The organism is Pseudomonas sp. GD03903 (assembly GCF_029840045.1).
Lineage (GTDB): Bacteria > Pseudomonadota > Gammaproteobacteria > Pseudomonadales > Pseudomonadaceae > Pseudomonas > Pseudomonas pseudonitroreducens.
On record NZ_JAOCBT010000018.1, the window covers coordinates 1 to 23509 of the forward strand.

The window sequence follows — 23509 nt, forward strand, 5'->3', positions numbered from 1 at the left end:
ACTGGCGGCGCTGTGCTCGAATCACATTCCGGATTATCGGAACCTGATCACTGCCTACAGCACCCTGACTGCTGGCAAGTAAAAGCTCGCTGAAATGAAAAAACCGGAGCTTCGGAAGATGCTCCGGTTTTTCTTTGCTCGGCTCCTGTAGGAGCGAGCTTGCTCGCGAACATGCCGTGGCACGGTGCCTGTTCGTAGGAGCGGACTCCGTCCGCGATGTGCCCGCCTCGCGCCTTGGCTTCCTGCGTCGCTTCGGCGTGCGCTCGGACTTCTCGTTTCGCCCCCTCGGGCGAGTTACTTCTTTCAAACGCCAAAGAAGTAACCAAGAAGGCTTGCCCCGGACATCCGGTTTTTCGCTTAGGCGAAAAATTCCCTCGTTGAACCGAAGTTTCAGGGGCACGCCACGACGGGCCATCCCTGGCCCATCGTGGCTCTCGCGACATCCATGTCGCTCAACCCCTGAAACTTCAATTCAACGAGGCCTCCTGAACGGGGCATTCGGCGCGTGCGGATGTTTCTCTGGAAGACTTATCGAGCCAAAGCCAAAGCCAAAGCCAAAGCCAAAGCCAAAGCCAAAGCCAAAGCCAAAGCCAAAGCCAAAGCCAAAGCCAAAGCTGTGCGGATACGTTCTCCGCAGAAGCGGCTTTCCTTTGTCTCCAGGGTTTCCATCCACCTCGAAGTCACGGCGGAGCACGAACGTAGGATGGCGTGGAGCGCAGCGATACCCATCAATGCCCACGCACCGACAGCATGGCCATCGCAATCTCGCGGAGCGCCGCCCGACCCATCCGACAAATCCATTGCCGAGCGGCGGCAGAGTGCGATTCGCGAGCAAGCTCGCTCCTACAAAGTTGCCGGCTTCGGCCCGGTCCCGGCTCTCGCTTTGGCTTTTGTGAGTTTTCCAGAGAAACAGCCGCACGCGCCGAGTGCCCCTTTCAGGAGGCCGAAGGTGATCGGAGTTTCAGGGGTTGAGCGACATGGATGTCGCGAGAGCGGCGATGGGCCAGGGATGGCCCTTCGCGGGGGGACGCCTAGTTCGGGCCCCTGAAACTCCGAAGAACCGAGGGTACTTTTCGCGAAGCGAAAAGCCGGATGTAGGGGCGAGACCTTTTGGTTCCTTTTGGGGCGTTTGCCAAAAGGGACTCGCCCGAGGGGGCGAAACACAAAGTCCGAGCGCACGCCGAAGCGACGTTGAACACCTAACCACAGGCAAACACATCGCGGACAAAGTCCGCTCCTACGGCAGATCAGCGCAGCGACGGGGCGAGCAGAGCGATGGGTATCGCTCCGCTCCACACCATCCTACGCACCACCCTCCAGCCGGGCACTCAGCTCCGGCCACTGCCGATACGGCACCCACAACACCCCTTGCCACTTCAACACCGACAGCGACTCCGTCGGCCCGCGCAGCATTTCCCGGCGCGGTTCGCCCAGGTCGGTGCGGTGCTGGTCGCGCAACGTCGGAATCACCTGCTGCGACAACCACTGCCGTACGCTGCGATTCTCCGGATGGAAGTAGTGGATCAACGCGGCATAGACGCCCGATTCGCTGATCAGCAGCTCATCGACGTATTCGCCATTGCCATCGCGCACCCAGGCACGGCGGAACTGATCGTCGTCCAGGTTGCGCTCCACGCGCTCGGCCAGATAGGGCGAACCGATCAGCCGGCCCAGGTCGTGGGCGCAGAACCAGCACTGGTCTTCCAGCAGCGCGGCGCGCAGCAGGCGCTTGTGGCGGACGAATTCGGTGGGGATCAGGACCTCTTCAGACATGGCTCACCTCCGGGAAGGAGGTCGAAGAGGGCGGGTACAGCGAAGCGCCTTCGGGATGAAGGCTGGGGGTGGAAGGCATATCCATTACCTCTGGTCGCTTCTTAGGGCGTAATTGGAGTCGGGAGCTAAGAAACCCACCAGAGACGGGCCGGACGTATTCCCCTTGCGGGTCTTGTATTAGCCCACTCCCGACAGCGCGAGTGCCTTTCTTGCGGACGTAGTAAGACCTACGGGTGCAAAAAAGCCGCAAAAGCTATCGGGTGCGGTGGACCGCTCTGGTTTAAGGCGTTTCTTAGGCGCCGATCGTGAGACTACAAAAAATAAGCTAAATGGTCAATTTATACTTGGTCGACTTCTTAGAAGTCTAAGGAGCACTCTTCAAGTGAGATGTTTTTTATTTTTTCACATAGTTCAAAGTGAAGTGCCTTGAAGTTGTTGTCAATAAATGTGCGCGCGCGAGGGAGTTTTCCTTTGGCTTTTAGATATTCATAAAATGGCATCTGAAGATGAGTGTTCTTAAATTCTTCGGATGTCTTCGATATGCCGGGGTTTTTATTGGACATATTGATTAGTTGGGTTGAAAGTTCGTCGTCAATAGATAGTTTCATTCCTGAGGTGACTATTAGTCCGCCTAGTATACGGCTCATAATTTGGTCGCCGGCGTATTGAGATGGAATATTTTGAAGTGTAAAGTGAGGACCGTAATTTGGGTCTTCCTTTGGGAATACTATTGCAAGGTCTTCAAGGAAGAGTCTTGTTTGGCTTTCGCTCATGGGCTTCCAAGCGGTAGAGGAGTCGATGTCATATCTATTTAGTGTTTCGCTCATGCTGGGTATGTAGAGGAATTTTGTATACCTGTATGTGTCGATTTGTTGAAGGAATCTAATTTCTTGTCGCCACTTATAATGTTGGGAGTAGATCATGGCTGAATAGAAAACCGCAGAAGTTTCCTCTGGCCGGCTTCTGATGTAGCTTGCAGCATAGAATTCTTGTACGCTTTTGTGGATGAAGTGATAGGTGTATCCTTCTTCTAGTATTAGGTTTGATACTTTTGTTATATCCTTTATGAAGTCAAGTGTGTCGCAGGTTGTGGCAGTTAATTTGAAGGCCTGCTCGGCGGCGGAGTGCATTTCTATTTGCTGAATTGTTGAAAGCTCTTTTTTCCTGGTTACGTAGCAGAATGCTTCAAAAACTTGTTGTAATTTTCTTTCGTTTAAATCAGTGGCCCTTTCTCTTATGTATCCTGGTTTCGACTTGTCATGGCGAGATAGAAGGACTAAGAATAAGTTTTCATAAAAATCCGCTAGTTGCTCCGGGATCTTGTTTTCGGCTCGATAAACTAACACTAACAGTGTTACCATTAGTGGGGTTGTGAGTAGTTCCTTAATGTTGCTCGGGCTTCTTTTTATTGCTTCTGATAGTTCGGTGCACTTTTCTTTGTTGTTGCTTATTTTTGAGAGAAAGTCCGGTATTTCCTCTTGTTGGAGTGGTGATAGTTTGTAAACTCTGAAGTAAGGAGATCGCTCTATTCCGCTGTCCGGACGCGAGGATATAACTATCTTTAGTTCGGGGTATTTTTCGGAGAGCCCTTCAATTTCATTGATTATTTTGCTTACTTTTTCGCTTGAAATTTCGTCAAATCCATCAAGTAAAAGTACAATCTTTCCAGATGAATACAAGAAGTCGACGGACTCTTGGGATGTGTTGAATCCAAAGTTATCAAGAGACTTTCTGATGTGTAGGTCTAAGGTTTCTCCCGGCTCAATTCTTCTTAGCTCAAAGAATACAGGTATTCTTGATCCGATCCTTATCTCTTGGTAGCTCAGGTAGCGGAGAAATATGGACTTACCTTGGCCAACTATCCCTTGAATGACAATGTTGGTTTCTTCAGGTAGTTTTTTAATGGAATTTATGTTTGTGCGAACTCCATCAATTATAAGGCTTGATGGGTAGTAGAATGATTTTAGGCTGACCTCTTTGTCTATCTGCCATATTGTTTTTACTTTGTGGGTTGCGGAAATTGTTCTATGAATTTTGTTTATGTTCGCTGTTGTTTTTACTTTAAGTAATTGGGATTTGAATCGGTCCTTTCCAAGCTCGTATAGATCGTTTATCGGTTTGCTAAGTATTTTTGCTGCTGCAGATAGCTCAATGGCTGCCATTTTTACTCCTAATAAAAAGCCCCGCACTAGGCGGGGCTTTTCGCTTTCTAATCACTGCCCCAAAAATCCATTTCGGTCTACAGCGTTTCTAATGGTCTTGACTTGCGGTCTTGCTACTACTTCCGTCAGTCCCAGCTCAGCGCGCCGCCGGTCTGGTACTCGATCACGCGGGTCTCGAAGAAGTTCTTTTCCTTCTTCAGGTCCATGATTTCGCTCATCCACGGGAACGGGTTGCTGGTGCCCGGGTATTCCTCTTTGAGGCCGATCTGGGTCAGGCGGCGGTTGGCGATGAACTTGAGGTAGTCCTCCATCATCGCCGCGTTCATGCCCAGTACGCCGCGCGGCATGGTGTCGCGTGCGTATTCGATCTCCAGCTGGGTGCCCTGGAGGATCATCTGGGTGGCCTCGTCCTTCATCTGGGCATCCCACAGGTGCGGGTTTTCGATCTTGATCTGGTTGATCACGTCGATGCCGAAGTTCAGGTGCATGGATTCGTCGCGCAGGATGTATTGGAACTGCTCGGCGGTGCCGGTCATCTTGTTGCGGCGGCCCATGGAGAGGATCTGGGTGAAGCCGCAGTAGAAGAAGATGCCTTCCAGGACGCAGTAGTAGGCGATCAGGTTGCGCAGGAACTGGCGGTCGGTTTCCGGGGTGCCGGTTTCGAACTTCGGATCGGAGATCGAGCGGGTGTACTTCAGGCCCCAGGAGGCTTTCTTCGCGACCGAAGGAATCTCGTGGTACATGTTGAAGATTTCGCCTTCATCCATGCCGAGGGATTCGATGCAGTACTGGTAGGCGTGGGTGTGGATCGCTTCCTCGAAGGCCTGGCGCAGGATGTACTGGCGGCACTCGGGGTTGGTGATCAGGCGGTACACGGCCAGCACCAGGTTGTTGGCAACCAGGGAGTCGGCGGTGGAGAAGAAGCCGAGGTTGCGCATGACGATGCGGCGCTCGTCTTCGCTGAGGCCGTCCTTGCTCTTCCACAGGGCAATGTCGGCGTTCATGTTCACTTCCTGGGGCATCCAGTGGTTGGCGCAACCATCCAGATACTTCTGCCAGGCCCAGTCGTACTTGAAGGGTACGAGCTGGTTGAGGTCGGCGCGGGCGTTGATCATCTGCTTGTCGCCGACTTGTACGCGGGCGGCGGAGCCTTCGAGATCGTCCAGGCCTTCCTGGATGTCCAGGGCGTCGAGGGCCTGCTTGGCGCGGGCGACGGCGTCGGAGTCGTTGGCGGATACGGCGCGCGCTTCTTCGACGGAGCCTGCGGCGTCGGCGTCGAGTTTGTCAGCGTTCTGCGCGGCGGCCTGGGCGACGGCCGGGGCGGCCTTGGCTTCGGTGGCGTCTTCTTTGTCGAATTCGTCCCAGCTCAGCATGGGCTTCCTCTCCTGGTTCTGTGGGCTGCTCTGTGGCGGCCTGATGTCTGATGGCGTGGTGTGCACGCTAAGAGCTTATGCGTCTTCCGCTGGCGAATCATCGCGGGCGGAGGAGGCTGTTGTTCTGCGGGAGCGGGGCCTTAAGAGCCCCTCACCCTAGCCCTCTCCCAGAGGGAGAGGGGACTTTGAAACTCCGCAGTTCTGGCGGTGCCTCGGAGCGAGGCCGCGCTAGGCGCCTGGTAGGTCGGAGCCCCTGAGCGTACGACTGTACGTGATGGGGGCCGACCTGCCGGGCAACGACGCGCGGACCGTTCCGAGGACCGCTTACTCCATTACTGGCAGGCTTCGCAGTCCGGATTGTCGATGGAGCAAGCTTGCGGAACCGGAGCCGGTTGCGGCTCGGCGGCTGCGGCTTGCAGGCCATCGTTGCCACCCGCGGACACGGCGTTCAGCTTGCCGGTGTTGATGGTGGACTTCTCGGTGCTGGTGGCGGCCAGGGCACGGAGGTAGTAGGTGGTTTTCAGGCCACGGAACCACGCCATGCGGTAGGTCACGTCCAGTTTCTTGCCCGAGGCGCCGGCGATGTAGAGGTTCAGGGACTGGGCCTGATCGATCCACTTCTGGCGGCGGCTGGCGGCGTCGACGATCCACTTGGTCTCGACTTCGAAGGCGGTGGCGTACAGGTCTTTCAGGTCTTGCGGGATGCGCTCGATCTGCTGCACGGAGCCGTCGTAGTACTTCAGGTCGTTGACCATGACCGGGTCCCACAGGCCGCGCGCCTTGAGGTCGCGAACCAGGTAGGGGTTGATCACGGTGAACTCGCCGGAGAGGTTCGATTTCACGTACAGGTTCTGGTAGGTCGGCTCGATGGACTGCGATACGCCGGTGATGTTGGCGATGGTCGCGGTCGGCGCGATGGCCATGATGTTCGAGTTACGGATGCCTTTCTGTACGCGAGCACGTACCGGAGCCCAGTCGAGGGATTCGGTCAGGTCGACGTCGATGTACTTCTGGCCACGGGCTTCGATGAGGATCTGCTGCGAGTCCAGCGGCAGGATGCCCTTGGACCACAGGGAGCCGTCGAAGGTCTCGTAGGCGCCACGCTCGTCGGCCAGGTCACAGGAAGCCTGGATGGCAAAGTAGCTCACCGCTTCCATGGACTTGTCGGCGAACTCGATGGCAGCGTCCGAGCCGTAGGCGATGTGCTGCAGGTACAGCGCGTCCTGGAAGCCCATGATGCCCAGGCCTACCGGGCGGTGCTTGAGGTTCGAGTTGCGAGCCTGCGGGACCGAGTAGTAGTTGATGTCGATAACGTTATCGAGCATGCGCACGGCGGTCTTCACGGTCTTCTCGAGCTTGGCGGTGTCCAGCTTGCCGTCGACGATGTGGTTGACCAGGTTGATCGAGCCCAGGTTGCAGACCGCGATCTCGTCCTTGTTGGTGTTCAGGGTGATCTCGGTGCACAGGTTCGAGCTGTGCACGACGCCCACGTGCTGCTGCGGGCTGCGCAGGTTGCACGGGTCCTTGAAGGTCAGCCACGGGTGGCCGGTCTCGAAGAGCATGGAGAGCATCTTGCGCCACAGGTCTTTGGCCTGGACGACCTTGAACACCTTGATCTTGTTGTACTCGGTCAGGGCTTCGTAATACTCGTAGCGCTCTTCGAAGGCCTTGCCGGTCAGATCGTGCAGGTCCGGTACTTCGGACGGGGAGAACAGGGTCCACTTGCCGTCGTCGAAGACGCGCTTCATGAACAGGTCCGGAATCCAGTTCGCGGTGTTCATGTCGTGGGTACGGCGACGGTCGTCACCGGTGTTCTTGCGCAGCTCGAGGAATTCCTCGATGTCCAGGTGCCAGGTTTCCAGGTAGGCGCAGACGGCGCCCTTGCGCTTGCCACCCTGGTTCACGGCGACGGCGGTGTCGTTCACCACTTTCAGGAAGGGGACGACGCCCTGGGACTTGCCGTTGGTGCCCTTGATGTAGGAGCCCAGTGCGCGCACCGGAGTCCAGTCGTTGCCCAGGCCACCGGCGAATTTCGACAGCATGGCGTTGTCGTGGATCGCGTTGTAGATGCCCGACAGGTCATCCGGCACGGTGGTCAGGTAGCAGGAGGACAGCTGCGGACGCAGGGTGCCGGCGTTGAACAGGGTCGGGGTCGACGACATGTAGTCGAACGACGAGAGCAAGTTGTAGAACTCGATGGCGCGAGCTTCACGATCCTTCTCTTCGATGGCCAGGCCCATGGCCACGCGCATGAAGAAGACCTGCGGCAGTTCGAAACGGATGCCGTCCTTGTGGATGAAGTAGCGGTCGTACAGGGTCTGCAGGCCGAGGTAGGTGAACTGCTGGTCGCGCTCGTGGTTGATCGCGGCGCCCAGCTTGGCCAGGTCGTAGCCTTTGAGCTTGCTGTCGATCAGCTCGAACTCGGAGCCCTTCTCGACGTAGGCGGCCAGGGCCTTGGCGTAGAGGTCGGCCATCTCGTGGTGAGTGGCGCTCTCGGCGACGCCGAGGAAGCCCAGCGCTTCGGCGCGCAGGGTGTCCATCAGCAGGCGGGCGGTGACGTAGGAGTAGTTCGGCTCGCGCTCGACCAGGGTACGGGCGGTCATCACCAGGGCGGTGTTGACGTCCTTCTCGGCGACGCCGTCGTACAGGTTCTTCAGGGTTTCGCGTTCGATCAGGCTGCCATCGACTTCGGCCAGGCCTTCGCAGGCTTCGCGGATGATGGTCTGCAGGCGGCCCATGTCCAGCGGCTGGGTGCTGCCGTCGGCTTTGGTGATGCGGATGCTCGGGTGCGGCTGGGCGATGTCGCTGGCGTTGCCGGCGGTCTTGCGCTCGTTGGCGCGGGCTTCGCGGTAGATCACGTAGTCGCGGGCGACTTTCTGCTCGCCGGCGCGCATCAGGGACAGTTCGACCTGGTCCTGGATTTCTTCGATGTGGATGGTGCCACCGGAGGGCATGCGGCGCTTGAAGGTCGCGGTGACCTGCTCGGTCAGGCGGCGCACGGTCTCATGGATGCGCGACGAGGCGGCGGCAGTGCCGCCTTCCACGGCGAGGAACGCCTTGGTAATGGCTACGGTGATCTTGTCATCGGTGTAGGGAACTACGGTGCCGTTGCGCTTGATCACACGCAGCTGGCCGGGCGCAGTGGCGGCCAGATCCTGTGCGGATTCGGCGGCCTGCGGCGCGTTGGCCTGCGGGTTCTCGCGAGTGGTGTCGATTTGCATGGGTGGTTGTCTCCACGTTCTCGTAATGGGTTTGTTGCCGACGCCAGGGGCGCCATTCTCAGAAACAAAGAGCAAAAAGAGCGGTGGCTCGCGGGTGCAGCCGCAAGCTGGAATTCTTCTGGAACAGGGGGAATGACCCGAAGCGCCTCCCTGGCCCAACTCGGGTGCCGGCTTTACGGGCCGGGACCACAATACCTAGTGGTGTTGAACGTTACGTTGCAACACCCGTACCGCATTTCCATCGACATGAATCGCTCCTTGCGGGCAGGGCCGCGTGGCACATCAGTACGTCTGGAATACGTTGTGGTGGAACCGGAGGAGCCGTGGAACAGGCTCGGGATTTCGACTTTCTTCTTGTGTCCGGTTCGTAGTGGCAACCCCAAGATGTAGGGGTATACCGCAACGGGGATACAAGATAATGCGCTATGGGGGTGTTTGCAAGGCGGGGCGTCGGGGAAAAGCTGTGGATAAAATGTGCATGAAATGTGGGTGAAGCGGGGTAACTCGCGCTATCCCTGATGCTGTCTGCCTTTCACCGTTCGTCGTAGTTGGTGAGAGATTTTTCATACGCGTCAGGGGCGCTGCGCGGGGAGGAACACTACCACAAGATGTAGTGTTTCTGTCGCAGCAGCCCTTGACCTTTTCGCGCAATGCCTGCTTACGCCGCTGGCGTGCCGCAGGGCTGGCAATCTGGCTACAATGCCGGCCGCTTTTGCGGGCTCTCTAGTTACTCTCTATTAGTAAGGATGCCCGCGCTCGCTTATGGCGCATCAGGAGGCAAGGTGGAACAAGAAGCGCGCATTCTCATCGTCGAGGACGACCAGCGACTGGCCGAGCTGACCCAGGATTACCTGGAGAGCAACGGCCTGGCGGTGTCCATCGAGTCCCATGGCGGCAAGGCGGTGGAGCGGGTGCTGGCCGAGCGGCCGGACCTGGTGGTGCTCGACCTGATGCTGCCGGGCGAGGATGGGCTGTCCATCTGCAAGCGCCTGCGCCCGGACTACGATGGGCCGATCCTGATGCTCACCGCGCGCACCGACGACATGGACCAGGTGCAGGGCCTGGAGATGGGCGCCGACGACTACGTGTGCAAGCCGGTGCGCCCACGCGTGCTGCTGGCGCGCATCCGCGCCCTGCTGCGGCGCAGCGAGCCGGCCGAGGCCGTACCGGCCGTTGCCGGCAAGCGCCTGACCTTCGGCAAGCTGGTGATCGACAATGCCATGCGCGAGGCCTGGCTGGACGAGCAGACCATCGAGTTGACCAGCGCCGAGTTCGACCTGCTCTGGCTGCTGGCGGCCAATGCCGGGCGCATCCTCTCCCGCGAGGAAATCTTCAACTCCCTGCGCGGCATCGAGTACGACGGCCAGGACCGCTCCATCGACGTGCGCATCTCGCGCATCCGCCCGAAGATCGGCGACGACCCGATGCACCCGCGCCTGATCAAGACGGTGCGCAGCAAGGGCTACCTGTTCGTCGGGGAGCTCTGAGCCGTGAGCGCCGTGCCACCGTTCCCCGAGCTGCACGGCGAGCGCTTCCGCCTGCGCGCCTTCACCGATGCCGACCAGCCGGCGGTATTCCGCGCGCTGTCGCATCCCGAGGTGATCCGCTACTACGGCGTCTCCTACACGACGCTGGAGGCCACCCGCGAGCAGATGGAGTGGTTCGCGCGCCTGCATAAGGAAGGCAGTGGTATCTGGTGGGCAATCTGCCGGCCGGAAGCGCCGGAAGAAATCGTCGGCGGTTGCGGCTTCAATAACTGGCAGCAGGAACATCGCTGCCTGGAGCTGGGCTACTGGCTGCTGCCCGAGCACTGGCGGCAGGGCGTGATGAGCGAATGCCTGCCGCTGATCTGCCGCCACGCCTTCCGCGACATGCACGTGCACCGCATCGAGGCCGAGGTGGAGTCGGAGAACCTCGCCAGCGGCCGCTTGCTGCTGCGCCAGGGGTTCATGCTGGAGGGGCGGCGCCGCGAGTGCGAGGTGAAGGACGGCGCGTTCGTCAGCCTGGATTACTACGGGTTGCTCAATGCTGGGGAGGCCGGGTGAGTATTGCGCTCGGGCTGGCCCTCACCCCAGCCCTCTCCCGGGGGGAGAGGGGGCCGTCCGTGCTGGCTGCCGGTTCGCTCTTGTTGTAGCGCCGCGCGAAATTCGTCGCCCTGAAGCGCGGTAAACCTAGCGCGGCGTTCCTTTCATTGGTGGAAAAGGAATTTCAGAATAGCCCGGCGGGTTCCGCCTGGATATCCCAGCTGAAGATCAGCACCTCCCTCGCATCACTTCCCTTGCCACCGCCGACCGTGTACCGGATGTCCGTCGACTCGATGTGGTAATCGGCAAAGCAGCTCCGGATATCCGGGTGGTCGTTCAGGCTGATGATCGCCTTACCCTTCAAGGTCTTCAGCATGAGGGCCATCTCCAGGTACTGCTCGAAGCCGAACGGCACGCCGTAGCCCTCTGTCTCCCAGTACGGCGGATCCATGTAGAACAGGGTGTGCTCGCGATCGTAGCGCTTCAGGCAGTCCTGCCAGGTCAGATGTTCGATATAGGTGCTGCTCAAGCGCAAATGAGCGGCTGAGAGCGCCTCCTCGATCCGTAGCAGGTTGAGGCCTGGCGGCTGCGTGGTCGCAGTGCCGTAGCTTTGGCCATCCACACGGCCACCGAAGGCGCTCTGCTGCAGGTAGTAGAAGCGCGCCGCGCGCTGGATATCCGTCAGGGTCTCCACGCGCGTTTCCTGCAGCCACTTGAAGACCTGGCGCGAGCTGAGAGCCCATTTGAACTGGCGGACGAACTCTTCCAGGTGGTGTTGGACGACTCGGTACAGATTGACCAGGTCGCCGTTGACGTCGTTCAGGACTTCCACCTCGGCCGGTACCGGCCGGAGGAAGAACAGAGCCGCCCCTCCTGCGAACGGCTCAACGTAGCAGGAGTGGCGAGGGAACAGCGGGAAGATGCGGTCGGCGAGCCGACGTTTGCCCCCTATCCAGGGGATGATGGGTTGGGCGGACATGATGCCTCCTGGCGGCATGGGGCGCTCTGTGGCGCTAGCAGGAGGCTCTCGGCCTTCAGATGGTTCAAGGTGCCGCAGCGCGGGCACTTGATCTGGAGCTGGTCGTATTGGCCCGCTCGGGCCAGTAGGCGGTTGCAGCCGCCACAACGTATCTCTTTCATCCTCTGCAAAGCCTTTTCAATTTTGGTAGGCTCGCCCGGCTCTCGAGAGCAGGGGGGCCTTGGCCGGCTTGCAGGTATCCGCTGCTGGTTGGCACCTGGTTCATGTGTTGCTGCACACGAACCAGGTGCCCCTCTTTATGTCCTGAAGACTTCCTGGTTGTAACGCTGCAGGCTGTTGATCCCGCCTCGGACCGTCCAGGCCTCAATACGCAGCCGATTGTTCAACCTCGCCTTGTTCAACTGGTCCTTCACTGCATTCCAATAGGCGACGGCCCGCGCATCGCTGATCCCCTTGTCGAAGATAGCTACGCTCGCGATCGCGGCGCTGGTGGCGTTGCCCCACGGCGACTCGCCGATGTAGTTGACGGTCCGGGTGATGTTCGTGGGCAGGCTGGCGAGGGTCGCGGTGGCTACCACCACGCCATTCACCCACAGCTTGGCAACCCGATCCGAGCCCATGGTGATGCCGACCAGGTTCCATTTGTTCTGGACGACGGCGCCACCATTAATTGAAGGCCCCTGCGTACTTCCGGCGAACCAGCCGAAGTAGAGACCTGCTGCCGCACCAAACCTGGAGAAGGTGACGTTGTTGCTGGACTGGCCATTGCTGAGGTCCAGGATCCGCTCATATGAGTTCTGCGAGTTGGGCAGCCAAAGGGCAAACAGGCTGATGCCATTCGACCAGTTGGCGAGCCCCGACGGCATGGTTACCCGCCCGGAGCTCTGGAATCGCCCGCTCTGCACACCGAGGTACTTCTGGGCGAAGGCCCCGGCGACCCACGTTCCGTTGCGGCTGTTGCCACTAGAATCGACCGCCACGGTATTGGGCGAGCCTGATGCACCACTGCCGCTATCCAGCTTGTAGTAGGAGTACGGAGCGTCAGCCAGGATCGCAGCATCCAATCCAGCGAGGTCCACGTCCAGCGTAAGGCCAGAGGCGGCAGACTCGTCGGACTCCGACCAGCTCCAGGACGTACCCGTAAGCCCTGTCAGCGATTGAATGAGCGTATCGGTCTCGCCGTAAACGTTAAGACTGGTGGTAGCCCCCGCCTCCAGGGTGATGCTCCCAACCGCGTGATCGATCAACTGGTCGGCCTGGCTGAGGCGGTTGCGGTTCGCCCAGGTCACCGACAAGGGCCCCGTAATCGACGAGTCACCCACTGACTTGCCGTTAATCCGGAAAAGACCAGGCGCATACGGTCGGCCCTGGCGACCAACGAAGGTGAGGCTGTCGATGCCGGCCAGGGCCGGATCGAGCTGGCCGATACTGGTGTTCGTTAGCAGCCTCGCCTGAAGCGTGGTGCCCTGGGTGTAGGAAGTCTCATCGACCGCCTCGAAGCTGTCATAGAACCAGATCCGGGCCCCAGCAGCGTGTGCCGCCGGCAGGGTATCGGCGCAGCCGCGCGCCAGGGTCAGCACCGCCGTGGTGTAGTTCACCGCGTCGACCCGAACGATCTCGTCGTCGACCATGGCCGCCATGCCAACGGTGATGTCTTCGAGGCGGCTGTAGTTGCTCAGGGTTACGACCGATGGGCCTGGGGCCTGGGGCAGGAGAGCGGCCAGCTGGCCGGTCGGACTCCAGTCGGCAACGCCGCGATCCACGAAGGAGCCGGTGGCGCCGACACGATCGGTCATGGAATAGCTCATCGACATCGAGGTGGGTGCCTCGGCGATTGCGGCCAGCCAGGCCTGAGTGGGGCCGATGCTGGCCAGGTTTGCCGGGTCAACCACGCCAGCAAGCTCGCGGTACGGAACCTCGAACAGACGGCGCGTGATCACTGCTCTAGGCTCACGGTCCGGTGGCAGCCAGCCCACCGGCGGCACGGCTATATATGACGCAACGGGCAGGCCGAAGACGTCCTGGAGCGCGGTGATGGTGATCCGGCCATCGGTGAGCGTGCCATCCTCGAACCGGCCCACACGGACGATCACCTCACCAATGCCGCGCTTCAGAGAACGAATGCGGAAAGGCTGACCAGGGTTCAGGTCGCGGCCGCGGCGATCGAGCACGACCTTATATCGCTTCAGCCCGGAGGTGGCGATGCGCAGGTCACGCTGCAGAAGCCTGCCAGCGATTTCACCAGTCGGGGCGCCTGGATAGTCCTTGGCTTCAACGGTCTGCCCGCCATCGCGGGCGGCCACTGCACTGTTCACGCCCTTGACCTGCTTGGACTTCCCGTCGATCGCGTCGACGTACTTGACCACCATGATGCTCGGTACCGAGCTGCCGTCGTTGCTGCTGGCCTCGTCTCTGGTGATCTCCAGTAGACCTGAGTCCTCATCGAACAACGGCAGGCTGGTGACGTCGTAGTCGTCTCGCAGTAGACGGATGCTGATCAACGCCTGGCGGCGGTCGAGATAGACCTCGGCGCTGATATGGGCCAGGACGCTATCACGGAAGGTCTTGAACGTGTCCGAGCGCTTCCACTCCAGGCACAGCCCGAGCTGCTCGTCGTACAGCTTGTCGGCGGCGGCCCGCCAGGCTGCGTCATCCATGCGGGTGCGCGGCAGGCCGCGGAACCGGCTGCCGGTGTACATCAGATAGAGAATGTGGGCGGGGTTCATGGCCTTGATCTTGCCGTCGGCCAGCCAAATGAATTGCTTCTCCGGATACCAGGCGGCGCCGTTGTCCCACAGACGATTCCCGCCACGGCGCAAAATTTTCCAGGGCTTCGGGTAAGGGTTCATGGAAGTGACCAGGCCGGAATAAAAAGCTGTGGTGATTCCCCGGAAGCCTGGCACGACACCGCCCAGCATTGAGACCAGCTTCGCTACTGGCGCCTGGTCCTCTTCGCCGAACATCACGTCCAGCGTACCGTCCAGACCGCCTTCGCCTTTGTCACCGCCGAACAGGTTCGGCGCATTGATGCGGATCTGCCCGTTGGCGGTGATAGAGCCCTTCCAGGCTGTCTTGTCGCTCGCTTGGATCTCGCAGATCTCATCCAGCGGCAGGCCGAGACCGAAATGGATGTCAAAGGAGTAGCGATAGCCTACGGTCTGAGCCTTGTTCTTAGTTCCCATCACCACACTCCCGCGCATGCTCGACGACGTAGATGGCCAGCGCATCGCCTGTGGCGATGAGCAACTCCTCGGCGATGCCGTTCTGAACGAAGTCCAGCCAGTCGAGATCGTGCTCGGCGAAGAACTCTCGTGCTTGGCGGTGGCAGAAGCCTTGGCGGCCGTTCCAAGTGGGCACTGAGTGCAGGTGCTGGATAGTCACGATCACTTCTTCGACCCCTCGGTGCGGATCGCCTTGGTTCGGTAGCGCCCGACCGTCAGGACAAACCAGCCCTCGGTCCAGCATTGACCGAACACCGCGCCCTTGCTTTCGCCTTCCTCGCAGAGCGGAAAGTCGATGTCCTCGAAGGCCGTGGGCTTGGGGGCCTTGGGCTTGGGGGCCAGTGCCGTACTGAGTACGTAGCACGCGACCATAATTACGAGTTGAACCCACATGGTTTACCTCACCAAACCTGGTTGCCGTCAAAGGGAGATTCGCCCTGCAGATAGGGCTCCCCCCGGAAGTTGTCCTTGTTGCCGAACTTGCCCTGGCAGGTGCTGATCAGCCCGTTGCAGCCTGGATATAGACGCAGTGCGCCAGATGAAGGCATGCCGGAGGTGCCACCGAGCATCACCAGTTGATCGCTGGTATGCAGTTCTACATGGCGGCGGTTGTAGTTGCCGCTACCCATCGCCCACTCCACGTAACCTCCCGTGAACCATCCATCTGGATAAGCTCCGGCAGCCCCAGCCGTAACTGCGGAGCCGGTCATGCCCTGAATCTGACCGACGACCAGGTAGTTGCTCAGCGCGACCTTGCAGCGACCGTCGCCCAGGACAGCGAGGCAGGTTTTGGAGTAGGTCTCGGTCAGGCCAGGCTGCTCGAGCATGGCGTCGATGCTCAGACAGGTGATGCTCGCGGTGTCGACCTTGGGCCAGTTGACCGAGGCGATCGATCCCATCCAGCTGACCAGCGCCTCGCTGTCGCCCCAATGCAGGTCGTAGATCACCAGCCCGATTTCATCGCTCGGAGGAGTGCCGCGGTAGAGCTGGGCTACTTCCAGATCACCAGGAGCGGTGATAGTCATCTTGTCCGCCTCGGGATCGCCTGACTGGACGATGCCAGAGTCGATGATGCCCCCGACCACGCTGCGAAAGAGTTGGTTGTTCCAGGTGAGGTCCGCGCTGCTGGTGTTGTAGCTCCAGCGCAGAACGCCCCAGCTGAACTGGTACAGCCGCACCGGCTGGCCCAGGGCGAGCGACTTCTCGCGTGCATCAAAGCTCATCGTCGGGTACTCCGCGGAAAGTGATCGCGCTGCTGGCCAGGCCTTCGCTATCGGTGATGTGTTCGATCTCGACGACATCGCTGCTGCCACGGCTCAAGGCCATCCAGCAGATACGGGAGACCTGGCTTGGCAGGACCAGGCGGCCGAGGCTGACGTCGATGGCGAGCCGTTCGGTCTCCGAGTCCAGTTCTGTGGAGTTGAGGATGCGCCGGTGAAAGACCGAGCCGTCGCGCAGCTCAATGCGAATGTCACGGCGGCCCGGACGCGCGCTGGCAAAGCGGGTGTAGCCCACGTTCGTCACGTCCATCGTGGTGGAGAGATCGTTGACCTGGTTCACCAGCGTCAGGTCGTCGGCATGGGTGGGTACCCAGACTGCGGTTTGCCGGCCGCGCAGTCCGTGAACGAGCGAGCGCCAGGCCGAACGGCGCGCTCGACCGAGGTCCAGCCAGCGGTAACCCGTTACAGGAAATGGCCGATCGGCCAATTCGGTCACTCTCGGCATGGCGAGCGCACTGTCCAGCTGCAGCTGGATCCGCTCTACGGTGCTGGTGAGGTCTTCGCTTTCGTCCGGGCGCTCCTCAAGAACGGGCCGACCGCGGTACTGGGTGCTGGGAAGTACTTCGGGCCAGTAGCAGGCTTCCATGACCAGGAAGTGGACCTTGGCACCCTGGGCACGGTCGGTCAGTCGAGTGAGCGAGGGTTGCTCCATCAGTTGGGCGCCTCGGGCCGGATACAGCCGGGTACCTCTCCGCCAGGCTTGCTGAGTCGGGCGCAGCAAATCCAGTCCGGTACTGTCGATCGCCTTGACCTGGACCACCTCATAGTTGAATGCGGACTCGCCCCGCAGCATCACCATGCCGCCCTGGACGAAGTCCAGGTAGGCGGTGCTGCAGTTGATTCGAAGCGCGCCGGCGGCGACTGGCTGGGTGAGTAGCTGCACGTCGGGCCATACCGGCATTGCCCAGATCCGCCCGCTCCAGCCGTACAGGGCCAGATCGAGGAGCTGCCGCTCGCGGTCTTCGGCATACATCTGCGCTTCGAACTCGCGACGCGGTGCGAGGCGCAAGGCGCGGCGCTGCTCCGCTCCTGACTCGCTCTGCAGCACATCGGTCAGCGCGCTGAGGCGCTCGATCACGCTGTCGCCCCAATCGGGAGCGAAGCTCCAGGCGATGATGCGGTTTGCGGTTACTCGGACAGCCGGCTGCTCGTCGTTATCAAAGACCCAGGCCACGCTGGCATCCAGCACCGGCTGGCCGTCGGGAGTGACGCTCAACTGCCAGGACAGCTCCTTCAGCGCCTTGAACAGCACTGGCGGTTCAGACTGGCCACTGACCTGCAGCCCAGGGTCGGTACCGGTGATGTCTTCCAGCGTCCGCGCAACTCGCCAGGCGTTCCACACCTGGATCGTCGTGACTTGGGTCGAAACTACGTTTCCAAGATCGAGGCGCACCGGGACGATATGGACCCGGTCGTAGTAGTCACCAACATAGCTCCGCGCTGCTTGCGCCTGGATAGCGCGAGGTGCTGCCGAGACAGGCAGCTGCGAAATCATCGCCTCCTGCCTGGCGCGGGGGACTTTTACTGTTTCCGGCGGCCAATAGGACACCTCGAATCCGTCGAAGAAGGAGCCGAGGTTGCCATTGATCATGCCGCCTGCAGGTGAGCGGACTGACTGAATAGCGAGATTCGCCATGTTCAAGGCCCGTCGTAGCGAACGGCCCAGCCCATGGTGCCGGAATGGGTAAGACCCGTTCCGCCATCGCGTGAAGGCACGTTCTTGCGGAACCAGGGGAACACCTTCCAGCGATCAGGCCCCAACGGCACCACCTGCCCTGGGTCGTAGTTGTCGATTCGGGTGTAGCGCGCATGGGCAAGGTCCGCGACCATCGAGACCTTGCTCTCCGGCCGAGGTACATAGACCTGGATCGGCAGCAACACCCCCTCAGCGTTCCATGCGTTGGGCAGGCGCTGCATATGAGGTTGAGCAGCGGTCACCGCGATGGCGCCATCCGCCACCAGGTAGCCGCTCCAGTCCTTGGCGTCGAAACCGTGGTGAATGAAGCTGTTCTGCAGGACGCCCTGTGAGCTGGAGTCGGTCAGGTAGAACAAGGCCGGCGGCGCCTGCAGGTTGCTGCCGGGCGCCCCACCGCCATAGGGAAACATGGCGATGAACTGGGAGGTCTGGGCGACCGAAGCGGAGTACCAGCTGCCGGTGCCAGGCAAGCCAGTGATCGAGGACGCACCGAACGCCAGGTACTCGTAGAAGTCGACGTTGAACCTGACGACCAGGTACACCTCGTCCGGCGCAGTACCTATGAATACCTCGTAGGCCAGTGGCCAGGTCAGTGCCTGGCTCGCCAATGGCCCGAGGCGGCTATAAAGCAGAGCACCACCGACCAGGTTGTTGCTGCCGTCGATACCGGTTCCACCGCGAACAGTCAGGAAACCGCTCTGAATCAAGACCTCTACATAGACATTGCCCTTGTGCAGGACATTGCCATGGAGCTGCCAGCCATTCGCGGTGCAGGCGTCAAAGAGCGCCTGGCGCAGGGCTGCGAGGTCCCCAGCACTACCACTGTCGTATGCCATCAGGAGTCGAGCCTCATCGCGTAGTAATCGGCAAAGCCGGTCCGGCCGACGTCCTGGATCACGACCAGGTCAGTGCCAGCAGTGTTCTCGACCGCGTTGTTGAAGCCGGTGACGAACAACACGCCATCCAGCTCACCGTAGATTCCGTTGGCGTCACTGAGCACGACCGGCAAGGGCTTGTAGTTGGCCCCTGTGTCCCGTTGCTGCGTGGTGCCTGTTAGCTGGGCATTGTTCCAGGGGTAGCACTCCGGCTGCCGCCAGGCGCCATCGTTGAAGCGCATTCGCATGTTGGCCCGATTGCCCTTGAAGGGCATGGAGTGCGCGGTATCGCTGAAGCGGGTTGCTGCAGCACCGTTGAGCATGCCCCCGCAGACCACGGGATACGGATACTGTGACGGCCGGGCGTAGGGCAGGAACTTGCCGATGTAGGCCGTTTCGTAAACCGGCGTCCCCACCTTCATCGCCAGAATCATTCGTTGGCCGTTCATGGTCAGCCAGTAGTCGATGCGATTGTTGTGGGCTGGTACGCCCGAGATCACCGCACCTGGTTGTGTGTCGAAGCCGTTCCCAGCGACGTAGCCGGTGAACACCCCGGCCGCCAGGTTGTAATAGTCCGCGTCGGCGTTCTGATAGGTACGGAAGCCCAGGAAGATCTCTTCCTCCCCACTCAGGCCAGGCGCCTTCATGATCAGCTCGCGGTTGGCCGGCGCGGTGTTGTAGCGGAGGATCTGCCAGCCATTGTCCGCTGCGAAGTCGCGGATCCGTTGCAGCATGTTGTAGTGGGCGAGCGTACCGCCCGCGTTGTCCACATAGTCGATTGAATGAGGCATATGCGTCTCACACCTTGAGGATGGAACGGAAGCGAGCCGGGTCGCGGGAGATGGCGACATACATCCTCTCCATGCCGGCCTCGCCAAAGGCGACGTCCTGGATGCGGCTGGGATCGTCGACCAGGTAGAAGTTCTGGTTGTTCTTGAGGGTGGCGCTCAGCGAGGAGGCAGGCTCGGCGGCGCGGCCACCGGGCAGGCTCGGCACCGGCATTGCCGGCGCCGGAATGCCGGCCAGGCCGCCGGTGGCGTGGCGAACACGGTTGGCCCAGTCGTAGAGGGCGGACATGCCACGGGCGTTGATGTCGTGCAGCAGCGGCAGCATCCCTGGTTGACGAACCACCGCCGCGCGGGTGACGAACTCGTTGTCGGAGAGCCAGGTGGCGATCGAGTCGCTGGTCTCGGTACCAGGGCCGCGGACGTGGCCACCACCAGCCGCAGCCACTGCTGCAGCGCCGGCACCGCCAAGGATCGAGCCGAACAGCGAACCACCACCGGCGGCGCCACCACCACTGAAAAGGCCGCCCAGGCTGCTGAAGAGGCTGCTGAACAGATCCGCACCACCGCTGAAGATCGAGGACAAGGCATCGCCGAAGATGCCGCTACCCTGGCTGGAGGCCGAGGTGATCGCATCGCCCATGGCTGCGGCGCCCTCGGTCGAGGCCGAACCGATGGCATCGGCGGAGGCCGAGGCAGCAGCCTCAGCGCCAGGCCAGCTCACAGTTGGCACGGGGGACATGAAGTTATCGACCGTGCCCTTTACCCAATCGGCGCCAGGGACTGACGGCTTCGAGCCCCCTGCCAGGCCAGCAGCCGCTGCTGCACTGGCAAGAGAGGCAGCCGAGGTAGAAATTGCAGCCGCGCCAGTGATGAGCGTTGCGCCAGCGGCGGACAGCTCGGTGGCGGAGGTCGATACCGCGGCGGCGCCGGTGGTCATCGAGGCGCTGGCGGAGGTGTCCTGGAACAGCTTGCCCAGCTTGTCGGTGGCCATCTGTGCCAGAGTCTGCGAGGCAACGTCGGCCATGGCCTTGGCCACGTCCTGGAGGAAGGCGATCGCCGCTTCCTTCAGGTTCATGGTGCCGGTGGCCAGCCCCTGCAGGGCATTCTGCAGGCCGTTTTCCAGGCCAGTCTTCAGCGCCTGGGTGACCTGGTCCGCGGCGCTACGCAGGGTTCCGAGCTGGGCCTCCAGGTCCTTCACGCGTTCCAGGGCTTGCGGGTCGCCCGTGCGCTCGGCCAGCTCCTTCATTTTCGGCAGCAAGGCTTCGACCTGGTCGGCGGTGGCCTTGTGCAGGTCGACCAGCTTTTGGCGAGCGCCCAGCTCACTCATCAGCCCGGTTTGCTCCTGGGTCTGGATCGACTGCTCCTGGCGCGACTGCTCGCCGAAGATCCGATCGACCTGCTGCTGCAGCTGGTCCAGCTCGGCCTTGGCCTTCTCGATGCCCATCAGCTTGCTGACCAGGCTGGTGCCCTCGGCATTGCCTGCGGCCTCCAGGCGCTTGCGCAGCGCGCCGTACTTCTTCTCGATCTCCGCGCCAGCCGCCTCGACGGTCTGCCCGCTGGCCTTGAGGTAGTCAAGGTTCAGCTGGGTGAGGGTCTTGGCGTCTTTCTTGGCCTGCTCGTCGGCCTTTTTCTGCTTCTCCGCGGCATCGAGCATCGCCCAGGCCGCCTCGGCGCGCTCCTTGAGCGAGCCGGTGAGGTTGCGCTCCTCCAGCTCGTACTCGCGGCGTGCAGCCTTGGTGGCGCCGTACGTGGCGGCCTCCTTCTCCAGGGCCTTGACCCAGTCTTCGTTCTGCTTGGCCAGCTTCTTGGCGCCCTTGTCGTCGCCGGTCGGCGTGAAGGGTTTGTTGCCTGCAGGGGCCGGCGCAGTGACCGTGGTCGGCGGAAGCTCAGCGGGCTTGCCGTTCTGGTAGAAGGCATCGAGCTGGGTCTGCCACTGCTGGATCTTGCCGCGAGACTCGTCGAGCTGCGCCTGCAGGCGATCGAGGATCTTCTCGTTACGCGCCACAGCTGCATCATCGTTTTTAGCGGCCGCTGTGTTGAGTGCCTCGCTGGCCCGCTCGAAACGTTTCAGGCGCTCCTGGTAGTACTCGGACTCCGAGTCGATCGCATCCTGCAGGCGGACAGGGTCGTCACCTGCAGGGCCATTCATCCGGGCAGCGAACTCCTCGCCGATCCAGGCGCTGAAGCCAGCAACGCCACTGGCCCCTTTGGCAGCCCATTCGGCGCTCTTGCCCATGCCCTGGATCAGCAGGTTGAGCCCCTGGACGACGTTGGGGTCCTTCAGCACGTCGCGCAATTGGCGCACTGCATTGGTGTAGGAGTCGATGAAGCCCGACTCGCCCGCCTGGACCTTCAGCTCGGTAAAGGCGTTCTGCAGGCGGTTCAGCTCGGCGTTCAGGCCGGTCGCGGCCTGCTGTGCTGCCGGCCCGTAGGCTTCCTGCAGGGCGGCGCCGAAGCGCGGCAGGAACTCGGTGGCCGGGATCATGCCCTTCTCCAGCCACTGGCTGAGCTGCTCGGTATTGGTCCCCAGGGCCTTGGCGGCCAGGCCGAACGCACCAGGTACACGCTGGCCGAGCTGCAGGACCAATTCTTGGGTCTGCACCTTGCCCTTGCTGACCATCTGCTCCAGGGCGAGCAGGATGCCGTTGGTCTGCTCGCGGGTCAGGTGCAGGGCGGTGGTCGCCGAAGCTACACCGTCGAATACCGACTGGATCGATTTGCCCAGCTCCGGCGACTCCTTGGCGGCGGCCACCAGCTTGGCGTAGGCCTGGCTGGTGCTCAGCAGCTCCAGGCCGAGGCGCTCGGAGATCTCGCGGACGTACTCCAGTTCCTGGCGGGCCTTGGCCGAGGAACCGGTGGCCGCTTCCATGGTGTACAGCGCCTGCTGCCACTGCAGGTTGGTGTTCACCACCGAACGCGCTGCCGAGGTGATGCCGTAGCCGCCGACGCCCACGACCAGGAGGCTCTGCAGGCGGCGCGCGGTCGCCGCCAGGCTGGTCATCGCCGCGTTCGTGCTCTTGGCCTGGGTCTCGATGCCGGTCAGTGCGTCACGGCGGGCCTTGATCTTCGCCATGGAGTCGGCGTACTGGTCGGCCTCCAGGCGGCCAGCGCGCAGATGCTCGGTGAGCTGACGCTCCTGCTGGTCGAGCTGGGCGAGGCCACGCTGGGTGCTGTCGATCTGCCCCAGGAGCTTCTGCAGAGCACGGGCCTGTTGCTCTTGCTCGACGGCGGCCTTTGCAGCCGCCTCTGCGGCCTTCTGTTCGGCCTCCGCCTGCTGGATGCGTTTGCGCTCCGCATTGCTGTAGGCATTCATCGCCTCAGTTTGCGCGCGGGCGTTGGCCTGCCAGTTGGAGTTGGTAGCCGCTACAGCGTCACCCAGGCGCCGGGCGCTGACGGCAGCTGCATCCTGCGACGACTTCTGCTCCAGGCTGGCGGCCACCATGGCCTTGATGCGTGCCGCCTGCTGGTCGGCCGACTCGCCCACCAGGGTGATCTCGCGAGCCGCTTCGGTGGCATGGGTGCCGACGTTGTCGAGGGACTGCCCCAGCTTGTCGACGACGGCCGGCGCCTGTTCAACGGCGCCGGTGGTCCCGACTTTCTGGAGTTCCTTGCCGACTTCGACGGCCTTTTCACTCACGCCGTCCAGGGACTGGCCGAGCTTGTCGATGGCGACTTGCGCCTGGTCGACTGCGCCGGTGGTGCCAACCTTCTGCAGGTTGGTGTTGGCCACCTCGGCCTTGTCACCCACATTACCGATAGCGGCTGCGAGTGCATCGACGGCGCCTTCGCCATCTTTCAGGTCGGCACGCATTCGAAGCGCGAGTTCTAGGTCTTTGCCAGCCATGAGGAATCACATTCGGAGGGATGCCCCGGATGGTCGCGCGCGCGCGTGGCTGGGTCTTTTGGAAGGCGCGAAAAAAGAAAGCGGCCCGGAGGCCGCTGACGCTACTTGAGCAACTTCTTGATGTGGGCAGTAGCGTCCTTGCCACCGGCGAAGGCGAGGTTGAGGTCGATCACTCGCTCAGCTCGCTCTCGCCGCCGGCGGCGCTCGACTGCTTCGCAATAGAGCAGGATCTGGCGCCGCGTCATCTTGCCGATCTCGGCTACTGAGCCGTAG

General features: G+C 61.4%; 18 protein-coding genes and 1 pseudogene. 4 read left to right on the plus strand and 15 right to left on the minus strand.

Going from position 1 to position 23509, the window contains the following annotated elements; translation table 11 throughout:
• Positions 1–82 (plus strand): annotated as a pseudogene (locus N5C91_RS23390) (hydrolase); the annotation flags it as partial.
• Between the two features lie 446 nt (positions 83–528).
• Here N5C91_RS23390 and N5C91_RS23395 read toward each other — a convergent pair.
• The 5 genes from N5C91_RS23395 to N5C91_RS23415 all read right to left on the minus strand — a co-directional run bounded on the left by N5C91_RS23395 (position 529) and on the right by N5C91_RS23415 (position 8529).
• On the minus strand, positions 529–669 hold the full coding sequence (locus N5C91_RS23395; protein ID WP_279832328.1) for a hypothetical protein: 141 nt from the start codon (positions 667–669) through the stop codon (positions 529–531).
• Positions 670–1302: 633 nt separating this feature from the next.
• On the minus strand, positions 1303–1773 hold the full coding sequence (locus tag N5C91_RS23400) for a Bro-N domain-containing protein (RefSeq protein WP_279832331.1): 471 nt from the start codon (positions 1771–1773) through the stop codon (positions 1303–1305).
• Between the two features lie 356 nt (positions 1774–2129).
• Positions 2130–3935 (minus strand): NACHT domain-containing protein, encoded by a 1806-nt coding sequence (locus N5C91_RS23405; RefSeq protein ID WP_279832333.1) that lies wholly within the window; start codon positions 3933–3935, stop codon positions 2130–2132.
• A 125-nt stretch (positions 3936–4060) separates the two neighbouring features.
• Positions 4061–5308 carry a ribonucleotide-diphosphate reductase subunit beta gene (locus tag N5C91_RS23410; protein WP_045217833.1) on the minus strand — a complete coding sequence of 416 codons (1248 nt, stop codon included), beginning with the start codon at positions 5306–5308 and terminating at the stop codon, positions 4061–4063.
• A gap of 332 nt (positions 5309–5640) precedes the next feature.
• Positions 5641–8529 (minus strand): ribonucleoside-diphosphate reductase subunit alpha, encoded by a 2889-nt coding sequence (locus tag N5C91_RS23415; protein ID WP_054909345.1) that lies wholly within the window; start codon positions 8527–8529, stop codon positions 5641–5643.
• Between the two features lie 782 nt (positions 8530–9311).
• Here N5C91_RS23415 and N5C91_RS23420 point away from each other — a divergent pair.
• Together N5C91_RS23420 and N5C91_RS23425 are read left to right on the plus strand one after the other, a co-directional pair.
• Positions 9312–10016, plus strand: coding sequence for a response regulator (locus N5C91_RS23420; RefSeq protein WP_054909344.1), 705 nt, complete (start codon positions 9312–9314; stop codon positions 10014–10016).
• A gap of 3 nt (positions 10017–10019) precedes the next feature.
• Positions 10020–10574 carry a GNAT family N-acetyltransferase gene (locus tag N5C91_RS23425; RefSeq protein ID WP_279832340.1) on the plus strand — a complete coding sequence of 185 codons (555 nt, stop codon included), beginning with the start codon at positions 10020–10022 and terminating at the stop codon, positions 10572–10574.
• 163 nt (positions 10575–10737) lie between these two features.
• Here N5C91_RS23425 and N5C91_RS23430 read toward each other — a convergent pair whose 3' ends face one another.
• The 10 genes from N5C91_RS23430 to N5C91_RS23475 all read right to left on the minus strand — a co-directional run bounded on the left by N5C91_RS23430 (position 10738) and on the right by N5C91_RS23475 (position 23203).
• On the minus strand, positions 10738–11532 hold the full coding sequence (locus N5C91_RS23430) for a DNA adenine methylase (RefSeq protein ID WP_279832343.1): 795 nt from the start codon (positions 11530–11532) through the stop codon (positions 10738–10740).
• Positions 11502–11693, minus strand: coding sequence for a Com family DNA-binding transcriptional regulator (locus N5C91_RS23435; protein WP_279832345.1), 192 nt, complete (start codon positions 11691–11693; stop codon positions 11502–11504). Before N5C91_RS23435 ends, N5C91_RS23430 begins: the two co-directional genes overlap by 31 nt.
• A 135-nt stretch (positions 11694–11828) precedes the next feature.
• Complete coding sequence (locus tag N5C91_RS23440; protein WP_279832346.1) at positions 11829–14714, minus strand: LamG domain-containing protein; 2886 nt, start codon at positions 14712–14714, stop codon at positions 11829–11831.
• Complete coding sequence (locus N5C91_RS23445) at positions 14704–14919, minus strand: hypothetical protein (protein WP_279832348.1); 216 nt, start codon at positions 14917–14919, stop codon at positions 14704–14706. Before N5C91_RS23445 ends, N5C91_RS23440 begins: the two co-directional genes overlap by 11 nt.
• Positions 14916–15146: a hypothetical protein gene (locus tag N5C91_RS23450; protein ID WP_279832349.1), complete on the minus strand. Its 231-nt coding sequence runs from the start codon at positions 15144–15146 to the stop codon at positions 14916–14918. Before N5C91_RS23450 ends, N5C91_RS23445 begins: the two co-directional genes overlap by 4 nt.
• Before the next feature lie 8 nt (positions 15147–15154).
• A complete protein-coding gene (locus N5C91_RS23455) occupies positions 15155–15976 on the minus strand; it encodes a phage BR0599 family protein (protein WP_279832350.1) in 822 nt (273 codons plus the stop codon).
• Positions 15966–17624, minus strand: a complete 1659-nt coding sequence (locus tag N5C91_RS23460; RefSeq protein ID WP_279832353.1) for a hypothetical protein — start codon at positions 17622–17624, stop codon at positions 15966–15968. Before N5C91_RS23460 ends, N5C91_RS23455 begins: the two co-directional genes overlap by 11 nt.
• A gap of 47 nt (positions 17625–17671) precedes the next feature.
• Positions 17672–18565 carry a hypothetical protein gene (locus N5C91_RS23465; RefSeq protein ID WP_279832354.1) on the minus strand — a complete coding sequence of 298 codons (894 nt, stop codon included), beginning with the start codon at positions 18563–18565 and terminating at the stop codon, positions 17672–17674.
• Positions 18565–19395, minus strand: coding sequence for a hypothetical protein (locus N5C91_RS23470; RefSeq protein ID WP_279832355.1), 831 nt, complete (start codon positions 19393–19395; stop codon positions 18565–18567). The genes N5C91_RS23465 and N5C91_RS23470 overlap by 1 nt, the downstream gene beginning before the upstream one ends.
• Before the next feature lie 7 nt (positions 19396–19402).
• Positions 19403–23203: a tape measure protein gene (locus tag N5C91_RS23475; RefSeq protein WP_279832357.1), complete on the minus strand. Its 3801-nt coding sequence runs from the start codon at positions 23201–23203 to the stop codon at positions 19403–19405.
• Between the two features lie 62 nt (positions 23204–23265).
• On the opposite strand from N5C91_RS23475, the gene N5C91_RS23480 reads away from it, so the two are divergent.
• Positions 23266–23502: a hypothetical protein gene (locus tag N5C91_RS23480; RefSeq protein WP_279832359.1), complete on the plus strand. Its 237-nt coding sequence runs from the start codon at positions 23266–23268 to the stop codon at positions 23500–23502.
• Positions 23503–23509 lie beyond the last annotated feature (7 nt).